This window comes from Labrys okinawensis, assembly GCF_047345005.1.
Lineage (GTDB): Bacteria > Pseudomonadota > Alphaproteobacteria > Rhizobiales > Labraceae > Labrys > Labrys okinawensis.
In genome coordinates this window covers 1858937-1876940 of sequence record NZ_CP178864.1, presented here as the reverse complement: position 1 = coordinate 1876940, position 18004 = coordinate 1858937, and the positions used below count along the sequence as shown (strand labels likewise).

The following is an 18004-nucleotide window of genomic DNA, read 5'->3' as shown; positions in this document are numbered from 1 at the left end:
ACGCGCCTCCGCTTTTTTGTGTTTCAGGGCCAGGGGCGCCTGCGGATCTCCACAGGCTGTTCGCGTGCCTTCGGATGCCTATTTCACCGCGCCCTGGGTGATCCCGGCGATGAACTGGCGCGACAGCACGAGGTAGAGCAGGGTGATCGGCAGTGCCGCCAGCGACAGGCCGGTGAAGAGCACCCCCCAATTGGTGGTGAATTCGCCCATGAACACTGTCAGGCCCTGCGGCAGGGTCTTGCGGTCGTCCGAGTTGATCAGGATCAGCGGGAAGAAGAAATCGTTCCAGATCGGCACGGCGTTCTGGATCGCCACGATCACCAGGGCCGGACGGGCAAGCGGCAGCATGATGGCGGTCATCACCTTCCATTCGCTGGCGCCATCGATGCGGGCGCTTTCCTCCATTTCGCGCGGCAGCGAGCGCAGGAAGCCGGTCATGATGAAGATGGCCGAGGGGATGCCCATCGCCACATAAACCAGCACCAGGCCGGCATAGGTGTCGATGAGATGCAGCGTGTCGAGCTGGATGAAGAGCGGGATGATGGCAAGTTTCAGCGGCACCGTCATGCCGCTCAGGAAGAACATCAGCACGAGCGAGCTGAAGCGGAATTCGTAGCGGGCGATGGCATAGGCCGCCATGGTGCTGAAGACCAGGATGAGCAGGACCGCCGCGCCGGTGACGCCGACGGAATTGGCGAGATAGCGCACGAAATTCGTCTCGGCCAGCACCTTTTCGACATTGGCGAGCGAGAAGCTGGCGGGCAGTGCGAAGGGCGAGGTGAAGATCTCGGCATTGGTCTTGAAGGACGACAGCACCATGACCACCAGCGGGTAGACCATGATGAAGGCGTTGATCAGCAGGAGGACCTGGATGGCGCCGTTCTTGAGCATATCCGGCCGCCGCCCGGCCCGGGCTTGCGTCTCGCCGGTGGTGGAGGCAGCGGAAAGGCTCATCATACCTCGATCTCGCGCCGCCGGAGGATGCGCAGCGCGATGGCGGTGACGCCGGCGATGAAGACGAACATCAGCACTGCGAGTGCGCTGCCCTGCCCGAAATCCTGGATGCCGCTGGTCACGCTGCCGAAGGCCGTGCGGTAGAAATAGAGCCCGAGCACGTCGGTGGAGCCGCCCGGCGAGCCGGTCAGCCCTGCCATGATGTAGGGCAGCTCGAACCAGTTGAAGCTGCCGATGAAGGTGAGAATGCACACGATGGTGACGCTCGGGGCAATCAACGGCCAGATGATCTGGCGCAGCAGTACCCCATCGCCGGCGCCGTCGAGACGGGCGGCCTCGAGGATTTCCTTGCTAATGCGTTGCATGCCGGCCAGCAGCACGAGCGTGGGAAAGCCGACCCAGTGCCAGACATTGGCGAGGATGATGCTGCCGAGCGCGGTGGATTCATCGCCGAGCCAGGCATGCGGGGGAACGCCCGCCAGCGCCAGGGTCTGGTTGACCAGGCCGAACAGCGGATGCAGCAGCAATTTCCACAGGAAGCCGACGATCACGGCCGAGAGCACCACCGGCAGGAAGACGATGACCTGGTGGGCACGGTGCCCCGGCAGGGTTTTCAGGAGCGCGAAGGCAATGAGGAAGGCGGTGCCGTTCTCGAACACCATAAGGGCGATGAAGACGACGACGTTGTGGAAGAAGGCGTTGTAGGTCCAGTCGCTGTAGGGGGACTCGAACAGCACCTGGCGGAAATTCTCAAGCCCGACGAAGCCGGCCGGCTTCAGGCCGTTGAAGCTGTAGAAGGACAGGCGCAGGGCCGAGAGGAGCGGCCAGACGACGAACACCGTCATGGTGATCGTCGCCGGCGCGAGCAGGAAGATGATCCAGAGCGTCCGGCGTCGCGGCAGAAAGCTGGTCATGCCAGTGACTCTCGTGATTGGTGCATCGGTGCGGCGTGGTCTCTGCTTTGAGAGGCGTAGAAAAGGGAGTGGCGGTCTCCGACCGCCATTCTTGGAAGCGCCTCGCCTGTCGGCAAGGAAGACGGCGATTGGAAATCGCCACTCCGCGTTTGGCGAGCCCAATCCGGCGGTGCCTCCACGGTACGATCTGTCATTCCGGACGACTGTAACCTCGCAAGCTTTCACTTGTGCGTGGAGACCCGGAATTCGCGAACACCAAACCTGGCAGGATGGTGTTCATGGATCCCGGCTCTGTGGCCGGGATGACGGGTGGGCGCCCACCCGTGGCCAATCAGCCCCGAAAGTCGCCCTCCTCCCCTCACTTCCCCTGGAAGGGAGCATACCACTTCGCCAGGCCGCTGGTGAGGTCGGCGGCGAGTTGGTCCGGCGTGATGCTCCCGGCCATCATCTTGGTGATGTCGCCCTGCAGAAGCTCCGATCCGGTCGGCTTCTGGAAGCGGAAATAGACGACGTTGATGTGGGGCATCGCCGTCTGGTTCAGCATCGCCACTTCCGAAAGCAGGGGATCCTTCACCTCGACACCCTTGATCGGCGAGATATTGCCGAGCAGCGAGACCAGCTTGTCGCCGAAGGCCTTGGTGCCCATGTAGTCGACGAGCTTCAGCGCGGCCTCCTTGTTGGGCGAGGCGGCGTTCACCGCATAGCCGCCGTCGTAGAACTTGGTGACTTCGGGCGTATCGCCGGCCTTGGCCGACGGCGGGGCGACGAAGTCCATATTGATCGCCGGGTTCTGGCCGCGATAGGTGGCGATGTCGAAGCTGCCGCCGGCCAGCATGGCGGCGCGGCCGGTGAGGAAGAGCTGCCCGGCAGTGTCGTAATCGACACCCTCATAGCCCTGCGGCATGTAATCGCGCAGCTCCAGCAGCTTGCCGAGCGCCGCGACATAGCGCGGATCCTTGAAGGTGGTCTTGCCGGCGACCAGATCCTTGACGAAATCCTGGCTGAGGAAGGGATTGGTGAACACAGCCACGAACATCTCGTTGAACCAGCTGGTGCCGAGGCCGTTGGCAAGCGGGGTTATGCCCTTTTCCTTCAGCTGTTTGCTGACGGCGATGAACTCGTCCCAGGTCTTGGGCGGGGTCAGGCCCGCCTTGGCGAAGACGTCCTTGTTGATGAACAGGCCCAGCGTCTGCGAGGCGAAAGGCAGCGAATAGAGCTTGCCGTCGACGCGATAGCTGGTGGCGGCGAGCGCATCGGCTGGCATGTTGGCGATTGAGGGCACGCTCGACGGGTCGAGCTGCACGAAATAACCGGATTTGATGAACTGCTCCAGCCAGCCATAGGCATGGGTGTGGATCACATCGCCAGCATGGCCGGCCGCCAGAGCCGTCGAGACGATGGTGGGATAGTTCTCATCCGGAAAAGACTCGAACTTCACCGTGATGTCCGGGTTCAGCTTGGTGAAATCCGCGAACATCTCGTTGTAGGCGGCCTTGTCCTCCTGGCGCCAGGTCCAGAACGAAATCTCGGTGGCAAGGGCAGCCGACGCCGCCAGGCCCCAAGCCGCAACAGCAGCCAGAAGGGTTCTCCCGATATGCTTTGTAACCATTCCCCATCTCCCGTTGCACGCTTCGCGCTTATCTATGCGGCTAAGAAATCATAGATCTTGCCCCGTGGCTAGATAGTTTGTTAACTTGCCTAACTAAATTAGAAGGACGGTCTCAACGGACGTCCGGCGGCTGGGGTGGCGTGAAGGCATGGGCACAGAGATCATCGCGGGCATCGACATAGGTGGCACCAAGACCAGCGTGCTCATCCATAGTTCCGGGCGGCCCGTCGTCGACACCACCTTGCCGACCGACGCATGGCGCGTGCGCGAGGTCCAAGCGGATGCGCGCTCCCTCGCCGGCCTCGTCACGCGTCTCTGCGCCGAGAAGGACCTGCCGGCGGCCGCGCTTGGCGCCACCGCCGTGGGTGCGCATGGTTGCGATACGGACGAGCAGTGCCGGGAATATCAGCGGGCCCTCGGCCAGCACCTGCCCGGCGTGGTCCAGGTTTTCAACGATTCCGAGCTGATGGCGCCGGCGGCCGGCTATGTCGGCGGTATCGGCGTCGTCGCCGGCACCGGCTCCATCGCCGTGGCGCGCTCGGCGAGAGGTGAGATGCTGGTCGCCGGCGGCTGGGGCTGGATCCTCGGCGACGAGGGCAGCGCCCCGGCCCTTGTGCGCGAGGCCGCCAAGGCAGTGCGCGGCGCGCTCGACAATGGCCATCGCAACGATGGGCTGATCGATTCCTTGATGGCCGAGATCGGCACAGCTGATCCCACCATGCTGGGCCGCCTCCTCAACGATACACGCAGTGCCGTGATCTGGGGCCGCTACGCCAACGCCGTGTTCCGCGCGGCCGATGGTGGATCTCCCCTGGCCGAAACGGTGATCGCGGAGGGCGGCAAGGCGTTGGCGGCGCTGGTTGGCATCCTGATCCGCCGCGGGGCCGATGCCTCGAACGTGGTCGCCGGCGGCGGCGTCATCGTCGAGCAGCCGCGCCTGATGCAGGCCTTCAGGAGCGGCATGGCCGAGATCTCGCCCGCCAGCAACGTCGTGCTTTTGCGAGCCCCGCCCGTCACCGGCGCCCTGGTGCTGGCCGAGCGCGCTCTCCAATAACCTCTTCTTCCCAATCGAAACTCACAGCGGATGTTTCAGCCATGACAAAGGATGCCGTAATGCGGCGGATCGGTTATCGCGCGGCGGTGGCCCGCCAGCCGGAAGCCCTGGAAACGACCCGGACGGCGGTCAGCGAGACGCTGAGGGTCCTCGACCTTTCGGCCTTCGAGGGCAAGGCTGTCGGTTTTGCCGGCATCGGCGCCAGCTACCAGGCGGCGCTGGCCGGCGCGAGTTTCCTGCGCGCCCGTGGCCGCCGCGCCTTCGCCTTCTGCTCGACCGACCTCTACGAGGCTGTCGACGCCGCCGATGCCTTCGTCGCGCTCTCGGCCTCCGGGCAGAGCAAGGAGATCGCCGATGTCATGCAGTCGCGCAGCCACCTGCCGCGCCTTGCAATCTGCCGAGGCACCGACAACCCGCTGGCCGGCATCACCGGCGCGGTGATCGGCACACAGTCGGGCGACGACAACGGCGCCAGTTCCACCGGCTATACCAGCATGCTGCTTGCCATCGGCCAGTTGGCGGACCACCTCACCGGCAGGGCGGTGGACGCCCATTGGGGCCCGTTGCCCGGCACGATCGCTCGGGTGCTCATGGAAAGCGCCGACCCGGCCAAGCGGGCCGCCGACCTCCTCGCCAAGCGCGCCTCCATCGATCTCGTGGGCGCCGGTGCAGGCTTTGCCACCGCGGGCGAGGGCGCGATGCTGATCCGCGAGGCTGTGCGCATCCCCGCTGCCGGCTGGGACACGCTGAACTATCTGCACGGGCCGATGGAATCGCAGGACGGACGTACCGGCCTTATCGCCTTCGGCAATGGCAGGGAGGCGCAGATCGCCGTCGACGTTGCCGGCTTCGGCTGCCCCAGCGTGCTGATCACCAACCGCACCGATATCGCCCCCACCGACAAGCTCGCGGTGATGACCCTGCCATCAGGCGGCAACGAGATCGCCGATGCCATCGTGCATATCGTGGCAACGCAGCTTATCGTCGGCGAGATGCAGGACGCCGCCGGCCTGACCGACATCACATTCCGCTACCGCCAGACTGACACCAAGCTGAAGCCCTGGTCGCCGACGGAGGTATAGTGGGAATTGGAGTGGCAGTCTCCGACTGCCAATCTTGGATCCGGTGCGTCTGCAGGAAAGGAAGATGGCAGTCGGAGACTGCCACTCCACATCTACCTTGCAGTTACCGCCCCCGTCCTCAGCGAGGGCAGCACCACCAGCGAACGATTGCTCTCGCCCAGGATCAGCCCGAGCGCGTGCTCGGCGGCGAGCCGCGTCGCGCCCAGGGCCGTCGCGCCGGGGCCGAGGGCGCTGACGGCGATGTCGGCCGCCCAGGTGAGCTCCCTGGCCACCCGCTGCACTTCCTTGAGCACCAGCGGATTCTGCCCTACGCCGCCGCCGAGCACGATCAGGCCGGGATCGACCATGCCGATGCAGGCGGCCACCAGGCGGCCGATATCGGCGGCATGGCGCGTTACCCATTTCTCGGCGCGCGGCAGCCCCTCCTCGGCCCAGGCGAAGAGTTCCTTGGCCGAAACGGGCGCCGGCCCTTCTTCTTCCGGCCAGTCCTCCGTGCAGCGGCGGATCAGCGCGTTGGAGCCGAGATAATGCTCGAGGCCTTCGCGCGTCGGGCTGTCCGACAGCGACCAGGGAAAGGGCAAACGCCCAATTTCGCCGGCGGCCCCGTTGAAGCCGCGGAACAGCTTGCCATTGATGACGATGCCAAGGCCGATGCGCACGCCGACCTGGAGATAGGCGAAGACATCATGGCTCTTCGCGGCGCCGTAATGAAGTTCACCCAGCGCGGCGCAATTGACGTTGTTCTCGAGGATGACGGGCACCTCCAGCCAGTTCCTGAGCTGCTGAAGGATTGCCTCGGGGCTGCGGCGCTTGTTCTGGCCGAGATGATGCTGCGAGACGATGCGCGGCACCGCGACGGCCACCGTACGCGGGGAGCCATGCTTGTCGCCGACGGCCAGCATGGCCGCCCGCGCCACCGATTCTATCACCTCGCCCACGCCCTCGATCGAGCCGCGCTGGCGGCGCGGGATCTGCTCCTCGATAGTGGCGAGCGGCAGATCGTCCAGCGTATGCGCCACCGCCCTGACCTGCGCCTCGCCGACATCGATTCCCACCGCATAGCCCGCCGCTGGGCCAAGCCCGTAGATCACGGCCGTGCGTCCCATGGCGCCCTTGTGTGACCCGAAGGAGGTCACCAGCCCCATCGCGCTCAACTCCGACACCGCCGCCGACATGGTGGGCTTGGACAGATCGAGAATGGCCCCGAGCTGCGGCCGCGTGATCGGCCCCCGCATCGCCAGGAGGCGCAGCACGGCGCGGGAACTCTCGGTCAGGATGGGAGGGCTCGGAATGTCCATCGATGGTGTTGTAGCAGGCTCAGGGTGGGATTCCAGAGCATGCTATGTCGTGCCGGAATCGGGCACGATTGGGGGCGGGTCTTCAGACCCGGCTCTTGGTAACCTCTCCCCGTCCAGAAGAGCCGGGTCTGAAGACCCGCCCCCCCCCCGCAAACCGCGTTTCCCGTCACAAGCCTCGCGCGCTAATCCTGTCCCCGCTGATGCGCGCCCACCTTCACCCGTCCCGGCCGGAACCGCCTCTGCAGGACCGGCACCGCAAGCTGCGGGTCGCAGCGGCCGCACATGAAGATGTCGAGGGCGATGTAGCCGGTCTCGGGCCAGGTGTGGATGCTGATGTGGGATTCGGCGAGGAGCGCCACGCCGGTGATGCCGCCGCTTTCGCCGAAATGATGCAGTTCCACCGTCAGCACGGTGGCGCCGCAGGCGACGGCGGCTTCGCGCAGGGCCACCTCGATCTCGGTCGGGTTATCGGGCATGCGGCACTCCCAGAAGTCGATGAGGAGGTGCAGACCTGGGACGAAGGGCGCTGATACGGTCATGGCCGCCCCGGATTCTGCAGGAAGAGGATGCGCTTCCAATTGGTATCCCTTGTCTGCATGCGCCAGATGAAGGCGTCGAGGATGTAGTGGGTCGCCTGCGGCATGGCGAGCAATGGCGCCAGCCATATCAGGTTGGCGGAGTCGCTCCAGCTCGGCAGGGCCTGGAAGGCGCCGAACAGGCTGGCATGCTCGCGCCAGACGAAGCCGTCCCACAGCCCCTCCTCCATGAAGGCGAGCAGGAAGAGAGCGCCGATATAGAAGGGCACGGCCTGCCAGCTGAACAGGCGTGCGATCCAGGGCGTCAGGAAGGAATTGCGCGTCAGGCCCTGCAGTTGCGTCTGGTTGCGGCCATAGCCCCAGATCAGCGCGATATAGGGAATGCCGTGGGCGATGACATTGGTGCCGGTGAAGATCAGGTCGTTGTCGAACAGGATGATGCCGATGAACCAGGATGCCGCCGTACCAGCCAGCAGAAGATTGCGCGGCAGGTTGAAGCCATGGCCGCCCCGCCAGAGCCAGATCTCCTTGGCGGCATAGGCGAGAAGGACGGCGGCATAGGCGACGCCGGCGAGTCGGCTCAGCAGGGGCAGATCCAGCTGCAGGAAATCGCCGTCGACGAACCAGTTGAATTGCCTGGCGTGACAGTGCCACCAGATCAGCGGATAGACCGTGGCACCATAGATGGCGGCCTTGTCGAGGCGTCGGCAGAAGGCCGGCAGGCTGCGCTCGCGCCGGCCATAGATCATCATGAACCCATATTGCTGCCGCACGAAATGGAAGACGGCGGCATAAGCAAGCACGCGCCAGAAGATGAGGCTGCCGCACCAATAGAGCAGGCAGCCGCCGGCCCAGGCGAGGAGTGGCGTCAGCGTGTAGAGCAGCGGGCGGGCACCGAGCTCGGCACGGTCGAGATAGGTGCGGAACAGCGTCGAATAAACGTGGCTGACGTCGACGCCCACCACCAGCACCAGCCAGAGCGCGGCGGGGATCTCATCCGGCGCCCGGCCGAGCAGCGGCCAGGCGAGTGCCGCCAGCGTCACCAGCAGCGCCGGCGCCAGGATGAAGCCGAGATCGAAGCGGGCGGAGAAGATCCAGGGCTGGGTGTGAAGCATCGGGTTTGGGTGGAAAGTGTGAGTAGTGAGGCCCGCCTTTGAACCGCTCATCATCCAGCCCTCAAAGCACCGTCTCGAAACTGTGCCCAGCATAAGTCATGGCATTCTCGGCCGCACGCACGCCGTGGGTATAGGCTTCCTCGAAGATCGAGATTCCGCTCATGTCGGAATGGGCAGTGAAGAGTGGCGGTTTCTGCACGAGGCTCCCGCGGCGCTGCTCGCCCCAGATGAAGCCGGGTTCGGGGCGGATCATGGCGTGGCCCCAGACGCAGACGTCGCAGCGCTCGACATGGCCGTCAAGCTCGGGATGCACGGCCAGCAGCTCCTTGAGGAAGATCGCCTGCCAGTCTTCCAGACGCCGGGCCAACGCCTCACGGCGGGCATCCTCGGGCGGCAGGTGGCTGATCGGCCAGTAATAGGTGAGAACGGTGGCAAGCGGGCGCATCTGCGTGGCCTGGTGGGTCGCCACCACATAGCCGAGCAGGGCGCTGTCGAAGATCACATTGTCCCAGCTGAGCTCTGCGCCGAGGCCCGCCGGCATGGCGCTCAGCGTGATGTTGGCCACCACCCAGGGCGCGTAGCTGAAGCCGGTGGCGAGCGCGGGATCGCCGGTGAGGCGCGCCGTGACGAAATGGGGCGTCGCCAGGATCGCGGCCTTCGCCTGCAGGCGGTAGACCTTGTCGGCCGTGGCATCCCAGACATCGATGGCGACGCCATCGGCGCCGGTCTCGACATGGAAAGCGAGCTGGCGGGTGCGCACCTTGTCGCCCAGCGCGGCCGCCAGTCGATGGGCGAGATAGCCATTGCCTTCGGGCCAGGTCACCAGGCCCTGGTCGTCGGCATCGGCGGCGCGGCCGTTGCGTGCGGCGAAGTAGTGGATGCCGGCCCAGGCGGAAACATGCTGCGCCTCGGTACCATAATCGTCGCGGCAGCCGTAATTGATGTACCAGGCGAGGTTGGGCGAGCGGTAGCCCTCGCGCTCCAGCCACTGCGTCATGGTGATGGTGTCGAGCGCCATGAGGTCGGCGTCCTGCGAGGAGAGGTCGATGGGAATCGCGAAGGCGCGCTTGCCGTCGCTGCCGATGCGCTGGCGGTAGGCTGCCATGGCGGCGAAGAAGCGCTTGTATTCGGCCTCCTCTTCCGGGCTGATGCCAATAGCTGGCACCAGGCCCTCCTGCCATCGGCCATAGCGGTAGAGCCGTTCCTGCGGGTCGGCGCAGAGGGCGTATTCGTCATAGACGGGCGTGCTGTCGGCGCCATAGCCGGTAATGATGCCGAAATCCTCGAACAGCGAGCGCACGGCCCTGGCCTCCTGCGTCAGCAACGGCACATAATGGGCGCCCCAGGGATAGTCGGAGACGGTATTGCGCCCGCTTGCGGCATTGCCACCCGGCGCAGCCTCGAGATCGAGCAGCAGGAAATCGTCGAAGCCGGCCTTGGCCAGACGATAGCCAGCGCCGAGCCCGGCAACGCCGCCGCCGACGATGACGAGGCCGGCGGAACGGGTTTCCTCGGGCGCCGGGAAGCCGCCGGAGCGCAGGCGGTGGCCGATGGCGGAAGAGGCGCCGACGAGCTGGCCGGGGACGGCTGGTGCGCTGGTGGAGGCGGGGGACGCGAACTTCTCGATGCCAAGGAGGCCGGCGCCAGCGAGACCGGCCGCGCCGAGGGCGAGGAATTGCTTGCGGGTGATGCGGGTCATGGCGGCGGCACACGCGAAGGCCGTCCGCCCGGAGCGGGGAAGTCGCCCATCACAGGATTGGGCGGATCGCGCTCTTCGGTCGGGCGAGATGAGGCTTGCAAGAACGGGGCGAGGAGACTTCGAGGACGCGCTCTATCCTCATGCGGCTCATCTCGCGCAGCCGAAACTCCTGCCCTCCCCTGCTCAATAAATAAGGTAATCGCCCCACTCCTCATCGAAATAGCGCACGAGCGGCTGGTCATCGAGGCGCTGGATCGCAGTCGGGATATGCGACATGTCGGGCGGGAACTGGAACATCGCTCGCATGGTCGGCAGGTCGAGGAAACGCAGGCCCTCGGGCAGCCTCTCCGGCGGTTGGTAGGGCGAAAGCGAGCCGATGATGAAGCCCCATTCGCCAAAGGAGGGCACAAAGAGGTGATAGGCCGCGGTCTGGTAGCCCGCCGCTTCCAGGGTGTTGTCTACGCACCAGAAGGATTTGCGTGCCACCAGCGGCGAGGTGCTCTGGATCACCACGATGCTGTCGTCCTTCACCGCCGATTTCAGCAGACGATAGAAGGTGAGCGAATAGAGTTTGCCGATCGAGAAATTGGAGGGATCGGGCAGGTCGATGATCACCGCATCGTAGCGTTCGTCCGCCGGCTTCTGTTCCCGGAGCCAGAGGAAGGCATCGGCATTGATGAGGGTGAGCTTGGGCGAGTGCAGCGAGTCCTGGTTGAGGCTGGTCAGGAGGTCGTTGGAAGAGAACAGCTTGGTCATGGCCGGGTCGAGATCCACCATGGTGACATGCTCCACCGCCGGATATTTCAGCACCTCGCGTAGCGCCAGCCCGTCGCCGCCGCCGATGATCAGCACCTTGCGCGGCTCCTTCAGGGCGCTCAGCACCGGGTGCACGAGGGCCTCGTGGTAGCGATATTCGTCGAGCGAGGAGAATTGCAGGTTGGAGTTGAGGAAGAGACGGATGTCCTTCTGCTGGCGGGTGACGACGATGCGCTGATAGGGCGTCGATTCCGCGAAGATGACGGAACCGGGATAGATGCTGGCCTCGGAGATCGACTGGATGCGCTCGGACCAGACGAAGCCGGCGGCAAGGCCGGCCAGCACAAGGAAAGCGGCCAGTTTGTGGGCGCCGCGCCGGGGAATGTCGCTCCGGATGGCATAGAGCACCCAGATCGCCACCAGCGTGTTGAGGATGCCGAACAGGAAGGCCGAGCGGATCAGGCCGAGATAGGGCACCAGCACCAGTGGGAAAAGCAGCGAAGCGAACAGCGCGCCGACATAGTCGAAGGTGAAGACCTTGGAGACGAGGTCCTTGAAGGCGAGCCGGCCTTCGAGGATGCGCAGGAGCAGCGGGATCTCGATGCCGACCAGGATGCCGATCACCCCGACCAGGAAATAGAGCCAGACGCGGAAGGAAGCGACGTGATCGAAGAGCACGAAAAGTAGCGCCGCCGAACTGCCGCCGACGGCCCCGACAAGGAGCTCGATGCGCACGAAATAGCCAAGCAGGTTGCGCTCGATATAGCGCGACAGCCAGGAGCCCACGCCCATGGCGAAGAGGTAGCTGCCGATGATGGTGGAGAACTGCGTGACGGAATCGCCGAGGAGATAGCTCGCGAGGGTCCCCGCGATGAGCTCATAGACCAGCCCGCAGGTGGCGATCACGAAGGCCGAGAAGAGGAGGAGGATTTCCACGGGGGAGTCCTGGAGGAGTGAGGCGCGGCTCGCCTCCCCCACGAAGCTAGGGGAGGTGGCCGAACGGAGTGAGGTCGGAGGGGGTGTGGTCCGACGGGTAAGGACCTCAGAAGAAAGGTCTCAGCCTCTGTCATGAATAATTGGAGGCCTTTTCCGGCAATAGAGAGCTAGCGGACCACATCCCCTCCGAGCCGACTTCGTCGGCCCACCTCCCCCAGCTTCGTGGGGGAGGCGAGTCGCGCCCTTTCCCCAAAGACTCACCCGTGGATCGCCGAGGCAATGATCACCGCGATCCCCAGCGCCACGGCGCCCAGGAAAATCCCCATCGCAACGTTCTGCTTTTCCACCAGTTCGCTCCACACCTGCACCTTGGGCGTCAGCAGGTCGAGCAAAGCGAAAGCGATGACGAAGACGACGACGCCGATGCCTGAATAAAGCAGGGAAGCGACGACGTATTTCCATTCGATCAGGCTGGTCGTATCCATCGAAGCCCCCTGGAGCAAAATGCGTTCAAGTCGAAACGTCCTTCTAGCTTAGCTCACTGATATCAGCAGCAATTTGCGATCTTGCTGACTCAGTTCGAGAATGACACGCCCTATTTGTGATACGCGTTGACGCCGCGGGTGGCGGTCTGCTTGCCGTTGAACATCGAGGCGACGGCATAGCCGTTGTAATTGGCCGCCGACATGCCCAGCACGACGAGGGCCGCGTAGATCATCTGAAGTCTGCTCATGCATCCCCCTTCTCGAATTCCTCGGCAAGGCCGCCTTTTTCCCAGCGCGACTTCTCGAACATCATGCGCCTGGCGATGCTGAAGATGGGCAGGATGGCCAGCAGCACGATGGCGATGAGGTAGTTGGACCACACGGGAACACCGTGCTTCACCGCGATGGACACACTCTGCGTCGGCAGGACAGGCGGAGGCGGCGGCGGATCTGGCGGCGCGTTGAGCCAGTCCTGCGTGTTCATGTTCGCCCCACCCTTAAGGAGGCGTTGCATGCTGGGCGATAGACCAGTCGGAGGCGCAACCGCCGCCTTGGAGAACACGCCGGCATCGGGCTCGACGAGGAGCTTGTAGGTGCCCGCCGGAACGGGCGGCAGCAGCACCGAATTCTCGTTGTCGCCCTCGCTCCAGAAGCCGTCGTCGTCATAGCCGGAATAATGCTCCAGCGCCTGGGAAACCGGATAGGACTGGTTGGTCTCAACATTGACCAGCGTCATGTCCAGTTCCAGCCAATCATTGTCGAGCGCAGCATTGCTATCGATCTCGACATTGCCCCCGGACTTCAGCGTGAAGGTGTCGGAGGAGAGCGTCTTGCCCTTGTCGGCGGCCGACAGCGTGTAGGTCTGCCGATTCACCTGCTGATCCGGCGACATTGCCAGCGAGACGAATTGCAGCACCGTCGCCGCAGCGATGGCGATCAGGCCCACGCTCAGCGAGGTCTTGTGCGGGTTGACCTGGCTAACCCCCGACGACCAGGAAGACGGCCGCGACAGCGCTACCTTGAAGGCGGCGGCAACCGTGCCGGCATCGAGATATTCGCCCTCGGAGACGATGATCTCCTCGCCATTGCTTTCCACCATCAGGCGGTAGGGCGGCGCGATATAGTCGGTGGCGGTGGTGACATCGGCTGTACTGGCGCGCCAGTAGAACTCGCCGGCGACATAGGTGGTCAGCGCCGTACCCTTGCCGAAGAACCTGTAGGAGCGTCCGTTGGCGCTCACCCAGCCCTGGCCCCCGGCGCCGGGCACGTCCTGGTTCAGCATTTTCACCAGGGTCCAGTGGTCCTGCTCCTCGGCGAGGAAACGATAGCCGTAAAAGGGGTTGAACAGGAGATATTCGGTCCAGCGATAGTCGCCCGAGCGGTCGGAGCGGCGCATATAGCCGATGACCTCCCACTCGATGTCCTTGAGCTTGCCGCGCGTGCCGATCGGGATGGCGCCCTGGCGCAGGGCCGAGTTCGCCTCCTCGATGATGCGCAGATTCTCGTCCGCCACGTCGATCAGCGAGGAGCACTGGCTGCAGGTGGCGCTGATCGACTGGCCGACGGCGCGCAGGGTCACCGGGCCACCGCAGTTGGGGCAGGCGAAGGTGCGTGGCTTGCCGGCGGGCCGGGCGGGTGGCGTCTGGGGCGAGGGCTGCTCGTCCATCACCATCCCTCCAGCGGCCGCAAGTTGGAGAAGCGAAAATCATCCCACTCGACATAACGGCCCAGATAGGCGCGCGCCTCATGGGCATTGTGCTCGATCGTCGCAAAGCCGCCGTCGGGGCCAACGCAATCGATGGCGATCGTCCGCCTGCCCTTGGGGGCGGCGAAAGGGAGCTCGCCTTCGCTGCCGAGGCAGGTCGCCTGCTTGATGTCGACGGCCCGCAGCGATTGGCCGTTGAGCACGACCGGGAAGCCAGGCGCCACTTCCTCCCCACTTTCCCCATTTCCGGCCAGCAGGGGCAGGCAGCGCTCCAGGGACGCCATGACGTCTCGTGGCAAGGGTTCTTCCAGTTCGAAGCTCACCGAGAACGAACCTTGCGCCTCGCCGATCCAACCACGGCGGCCGTCCGACATCAGCATGTGCCATTCGTTCCACAACCCGTCGCGCCAGCCAATCTTGAGGCGGCCGATGATGGTGAAGTCCAGCCCGTCATGGACGCCGCCGGTGCCCAGTTGCAGCGGACTCATATCGTCCGGCAGCGCCGCCATCTTGCCGATGGCCTTCACGTCGAGATCGGTACGCACCACCATGGACTGACAATAGGCGCAGACGGCATAGACCGACTGCGCCGACTGGAACACCACATCGGCTCCGCAGGAGGGACAGGCGAATTTCCGCATGGGGATCGGGGACCGGGTGGGAACTGGTGTGCCGGTCTTCAGACCGGCATCCTCAAGGCGAGCAGCGCCGGTCTGAAGACCGGCACACCGTTACTTTATCCGCGCCAGCAATTCCGCCTTCTTGGCATCGAACTCCTGCTGGGTCAGAATCCCCTTCGCAAGGAGCCCGCCAAGTTTTTCGAGCAGCGCGATCGGATCTTCCGCCAGCTGGGCTGGCGGCGCGGCCGCGGAGGACGAAGACGCCGAAGAGGCGGTGCTGAAGCTCTGCGCCATCGCCTGGCCGATCGCCATGCCGGCGCCGAGCCCAGCGCCCGCGCCTGCAAGCCCGCCCGGATTCTCCGCCGCGATAGGGATCGACTGGGCGGTCTGGAACTGGGCGTATCGGTTGAGGTCGCCCAGCATGTTCATCGACGAGACCTTGTCGAGCACCTGCTGCAACTCGTCGGGAAGCGACAGGCTCTGCACGTAGAAGGTCTTGAGATCGATGCCGTAATCCCTGAGCGCCGGCTTGATCGCCTCCGCCAGCTTCTGGGAGAACATCTCCTGATTGGCCGCCATGTCGATGAAGGCGATGTTGCTCTGGCCGAGATAAGTGGCGATCGCGGTGAGGATGGCGCCGCGCAGCTGGCCCTCGATCATCTCCGTCGTGCAGCGCTCGGCCGTGCCGACCAGCCGCGACCAGAAGGGGCCGACGTCGCCGATGGCATAGGAATAATTGCCGAAGGCGCGGATGCGGATCGGCCCATATTCCTTGTCGCGGATGGTCAGGGGCTGAGTGGTGCCCCATTTGCGGTCGATCTGGTCATGGGTGTCGAAGAAATAGACGTCGGACTTGAACGGCGATTCGAAGAATTTGTCCCAGTTCTGCAGATAGGTGAGGATCGGCAGCGTCCGCGTGTTCAGCGTATAGGTGCCGGGCCCGAAGACGTCGGCGATCTTGCCCTCGTTGAAAAAGGCCGCCTTCTGCGTCTCGCGCACGACCAGCTGACCACCGTTCTGGATTTCCTTGTCCTGCATCGGGAAGCGGTAGGCGACGAGGCCCGGCTCTTCCGCCGTCCACTGGATGATGTCGATAAATTGCTTGGAAATGAAATTCATGAGGCTCATGCCCGTGCTCTCCATCGCATCGCTGCCGCCAAGATCAACCTATAGTAGCTGACGCGGGGAGCAATAGTCTGCTGGGAGCGCGGACGTCCTACGACACTCAAGAGAGTGTCGGACGATCAGCTCTTGAAACGATGCAGTTCCTGGGAAGCCTGACACAGTTGTCGAAGCCACCACACAGGCCGCGCCCCTTTCCTGCAAGGATGGAGGTTCAAGAGCGGACGGGACGTCCGCGCTCCCAGCGAAGATTCCGTCGCAACGCGGTTTGCACCTCTTCCAAAAACGTGAAAAAAGCACGCGTGATCAACTGTCCCGATGCGTGGAGACTTGTGGAATGACCGACAGCGCCGATCTCGGCCCCCGCGAGGCGATGGAATATGATGTCGTCGTGGTCGGCGCCGGGCCCGCTGGCCTCTCGGCCGCCATCCGCCTCAAGCAGCTCAACCCCGAAATCACGGTCGTGGTGGTGGAGAAGGGCTCGGAAGTCGGCGCCCACATCCTCTCCGGCGCGGTGATCGATCCCGTGGGCCTCGACAAGCTCCTGCCCGAATGGCGTGAGGCCCCGGACCGCCCGTTGGTGACCGAGGTCAGCGAGGACCGGTTCTACTATCTCGGCCCCTCCGGCGCCGTGCGGCTGCCCAATTTCGGCATGCCCAAGCTGATGTCGAACCATGGCAATTTCGTCGGCTCGCTGGGCAATGTCTGCCGCTGGCTGGCTGTTCAGGCCGAGGCGCTGGGCGTCGAGATCTATCCGGGCTTTGCCGCCGCGGAGGTCCTCTATGACGAGAACGGCGCCGTCACGGGCATCGCCACCGGCGACATGGGGATCGGGCGCGATGGCAAGCCGAAATCCGGCTTCACCCGTGGCATGGAGCTGCACGGCAAATACACCCTGTTCGCCGAGGGCGCGCGCGGGAGCCTGTCCAAGACGCTGATCTCTCGCTTCAAGCTCGACGACAACAGCGAGCCGCAGAAATTCGGCATCGGCATCAAGGAACTCTGGCAGGTCGACCCGGCCAGGCATGTGCCTGGCCGCGTGCAGCACTCCTTCGGCTGGCCGCTCGATTCGAAGACCGGCGGCGGCTCCTTCCTCTACCACCTCGAGAACAACCAGGTGGTGGTCGGCTTCGTCATCCACCTCAACTACACCAACCCCTATCTGTCACCCTTCGACGAGTTCCAGCGCTTCAAGCACCATCCGCTGATCGCACCGACCTTCGAGGGCGGCAAGCGCATCGCCTACGGCGCGCGCGCCATCACCGAGGGCGGCTACCAGTCGGTGCCCAAGCTCTCCTTCCCGGGCGGCGCGCTGATCGGCTGCTCGGCCGGCTTCGTCAACGTGCCGCGCATCAAGGGCAGCCACAATGCGGTGCTCTCGGGCATGCTGGCGGCCGAGCACATCTCCCAGGCGCTGGCCGAGGGCCGGGCCCATGACGAACCGCTCGCCTATGAGCAGGCCTGGCGCGGCAGCGAGATCGGCCAGGACCTCTACAAGGTGCGCAACGTCAAGCCGCTCTGGTCCAAGCTCGGCACCTTCGCCGGCGTGATCCTCGGCGGCATCGACATGCATCTCAACGAGAAGCTCGGCTTTTCGCTGTTCGGCACCCTGAAGCATGGCAAGCCCGACTACGCCACGCTGAAGCCGATCGCCGAGTCGAAGCCGATCGCCTACCCCAAACCCGACGGCAAGCTCTCCTTCGACAAGCTCTCCTCGGTGTTCCTGTCCTCGACCAATCACGAGGAAGACCAGCCCATCCACCTCACCCTTGAGGATCCGAAGGTCCCGATCGAGAAGAACCTGCCCATCTTTGGGGAGCCGGCGCGGCTCTACTGCCCGGCTGGCGTCTACGAAGTGGTTTATGGGGATGAGGCGGCGAAGAAGGATCCGCGCTTCGTGATCAACGCGCAGAACTGCGTGCACTGCAAGACCTGCGACATCAAGGATCCCGCCCAGAACATCAACTGGGTAACGCCGGAGGGCGGCGGCGGGCCGAATTATCCGAATATGTGAGGCTGGGAGCGCGGACGTAGGCACATTGAAGTAACTACCTTCCTTCAACCTGCCTTCTTATGCCACTACAAGGTTTCAAATATATACCAACTCCCGAAATCAGAC

16 protein-coding genes are annotated in these 18004 nt (G+C 64.4%); 3 read left to right on the top strand and 13 right to left on the bottom strand.

From position 1 onward, the window contains the following. Positions 1–78: 78 nt before the first annotated feature. The 3 genes from ACMDCR_RS08855 to ACMDCR_RS08845 form a co-directional block, all read right to left on the bottom strand. Complete coding sequence (locus ACMDCR_RS08855) at positions 79–957, bottom strand: carbohydrate ABC transporter permease (protein WP_413992178.1); 879 nt, start codon at positions 955–957, stop codon at positions 79–81. Beyond that, on the bottom strand, positions 954–1868 hold the full coding sequence (locus ACMDCR_RS08850) for a carbohydrate ABC transporter permease (protein ID WP_413992177.1): 915 nt from the start codon (positions 1866–1868) through the stop codon (positions 954–956). Before ACMDCR_RS08850 ends, ACMDCR_RS08855 begins: the two co-directional genes overlap by 4 nt. A gap of 358 nt (positions 1869–2226) precedes the next feature. Beyond that, positions 2227–3477 (bottom strand): extracellular solute-binding protein, encoded by a 1251-nt coding sequence (locus tag ACMDCR_RS08845; RefSeq protein ID WP_413992176.1) that lies wholly within the window; start codon positions 3475–3477, stop codon positions 2227–2229. Positions 3478–3625: 148 nt separating this feature from the next. On the opposite strand from ACMDCR_RS08845, the gene ACMDCR_RS08840 reads away from it, so the two are divergent. Beyond that, positions 3626–4531: a BadF/BadG/BcrA/BcrD ATPase family protein gene (locus ACMDCR_RS08840; RefSeq protein WP_413992175.1), complete on the top strand. Its 906-nt coding sequence runs from the start codon at positions 3626–3628 to the stop codon at positions 4529–4531. 41 nt (positions 4532–4572) lie between these two features. After that, the gene (locus ACMDCR_RS08835) at positions 4573–5613 is read left to right on the top strand and encodes an SIS domain-containing protein (RefSeq protein ID WP_413992174.1); all 1041 of its coding nucleotides are present in this window, start codon (positions 4573–4575) and stop codon (positions 5611–5613) included. Between the two features lie 92 nt (positions 5614–5705). Here ACMDCR_RS08835 and ACMDCR_RS08830 read toward each other — a convergent pair whose 3' ends face one another. From ACMDCR_RS08830 to ACMDCR_RS08785, 10 genes are all read right to left on the bottom strand, one after another. After that, positions 5706–6911 carry an ROK family transcriptional regulator gene (locus tag ACMDCR_RS08830; protein ID WP_413992173.1) on the bottom strand — a complete coding sequence of 402 codons (1206 nt, stop codon included), beginning with the start codon at positions 6909–6911 and terminating at the stop codon, positions 5706–5708. A gap of 182 nt (positions 6912–7093) precedes the next feature. Continuing rightward, positions 7094–7450, bottom strand: a complete 357-nt coding sequence (gene speD, locus ACMDCR_RS08825) for an adenosylmethionine decarboxylase (protein WP_413992172.1) — start codon at positions 7448–7450, stop codon at positions 7094–7096. After that, entirely contained in the window at positions 7447–8616 is a 1170-nt protein-coding gene (locus ACMDCR_RS08820) for a hypothetical protein (protein WP_413992171.1), read from the bottom strand. Before ACMDCR_RS08820 ends, speD begins: the two co-directional genes overlap by 4 nt. Positions 8617–8623: 7 nt before the next feature. Beyond that, on the bottom strand, positions 8624–10261 hold the full coding sequence (locus ACMDCR_RS08815; RefSeq protein WP_413992170.1) for an FAD-dependent oxidoreductase: 1638 nt from the start codon (positions 10259–10261) through the stop codon (positions 8624–8626). Positions 10262–10444: 183 nt separating this feature from the next. Next, on the bottom strand, positions 10445–11953 hold the full coding sequence (locus ACMDCR_RS08810; RefSeq protein ID WP_413992169.1) for a polyamine aminopropyltransferase: 1509 nt from the start codon (positions 11951–11953) through the stop codon (positions 10445–10447). Positions 11954–12210: 257 nt separating this feature from the next. Continuing rightward, the gene (locus ACMDCR_RS08805; RefSeq protein ID WP_413992168.1) at positions 12211–12438 is read right to left on the bottom strand and encodes a DUF350 domain-containing protein; all 228 of its coding nucleotides are present in this window, start codon (positions 12436–12438) and stop codon (positions 12211–12213) included. A 110-nt stretch (positions 12439–12548) separates the two neighbouring features. Next, the gene (locus ACMDCR_RS08800) at positions 12549–12686 is read right to left on the bottom strand and encodes a hypothetical protein (protein ID WP_284316537.1); all 138 of its coding nucleotides are present in this window, start codon (positions 12684–12686) and stop codon (positions 12549–12551) included. Beyond that, positions 12683–14104 (bottom strand): DUF4178 domain-containing protein, encoded by a 1422-nt coding sequence (locus tag ACMDCR_RS08795; protein ID WP_413992167.1) that lies wholly within the window; start codon positions 14102–14104, stop codon positions 12683–12685. Before ACMDCR_RS08795 ends, ACMDCR_RS08800 begins: the two co-directional genes overlap by 4 nt. Then, positions 14104–14784 carry a DUF4178 domain-containing protein gene (locus ACMDCR_RS08790; RefSeq protein WP_413992166.1) on the bottom strand — a complete coding sequence of 227 codons (681 nt, stop codon included), beginning with the start codon at positions 14782–14784 and terminating at the stop codon, positions 14104–14106. Before ACMDCR_RS08790 ends, ACMDCR_RS08795 begins: the two co-directional genes overlap by 1 nt. A gap of 90 nt (positions 14785–14874) precedes the next feature. Next, positions 14875–15891, bottom strand: coding sequence for an SPFH domain-containing protein (locus ACMDCR_RS08785; RefSeq protein WP_413992165.1), 1017 nt, complete (start codon positions 15889–15891; stop codon positions 14875–14877). A 331-nt stretch (positions 15892–16222) separates the two neighbouring features. On the opposite strand from ACMDCR_RS08785, the gene ACMDCR_RS08780 reads away from it, so the two are divergent. Beyond that, positions 16223–17899 carry a 4Fe-4S dicluster domain-containing protein gene (locus ACMDCR_RS08780; RefSeq protein ID WP_413992164.1) on the top strand — a complete coding sequence of 559 codons (1677 nt, stop codon included), beginning with the start codon at positions 16223–16225 and terminating at the stop codon, positions 17897–17899. The last annotated feature ends 105 nt before the right edge of the window (positions 17900–18004 follow it).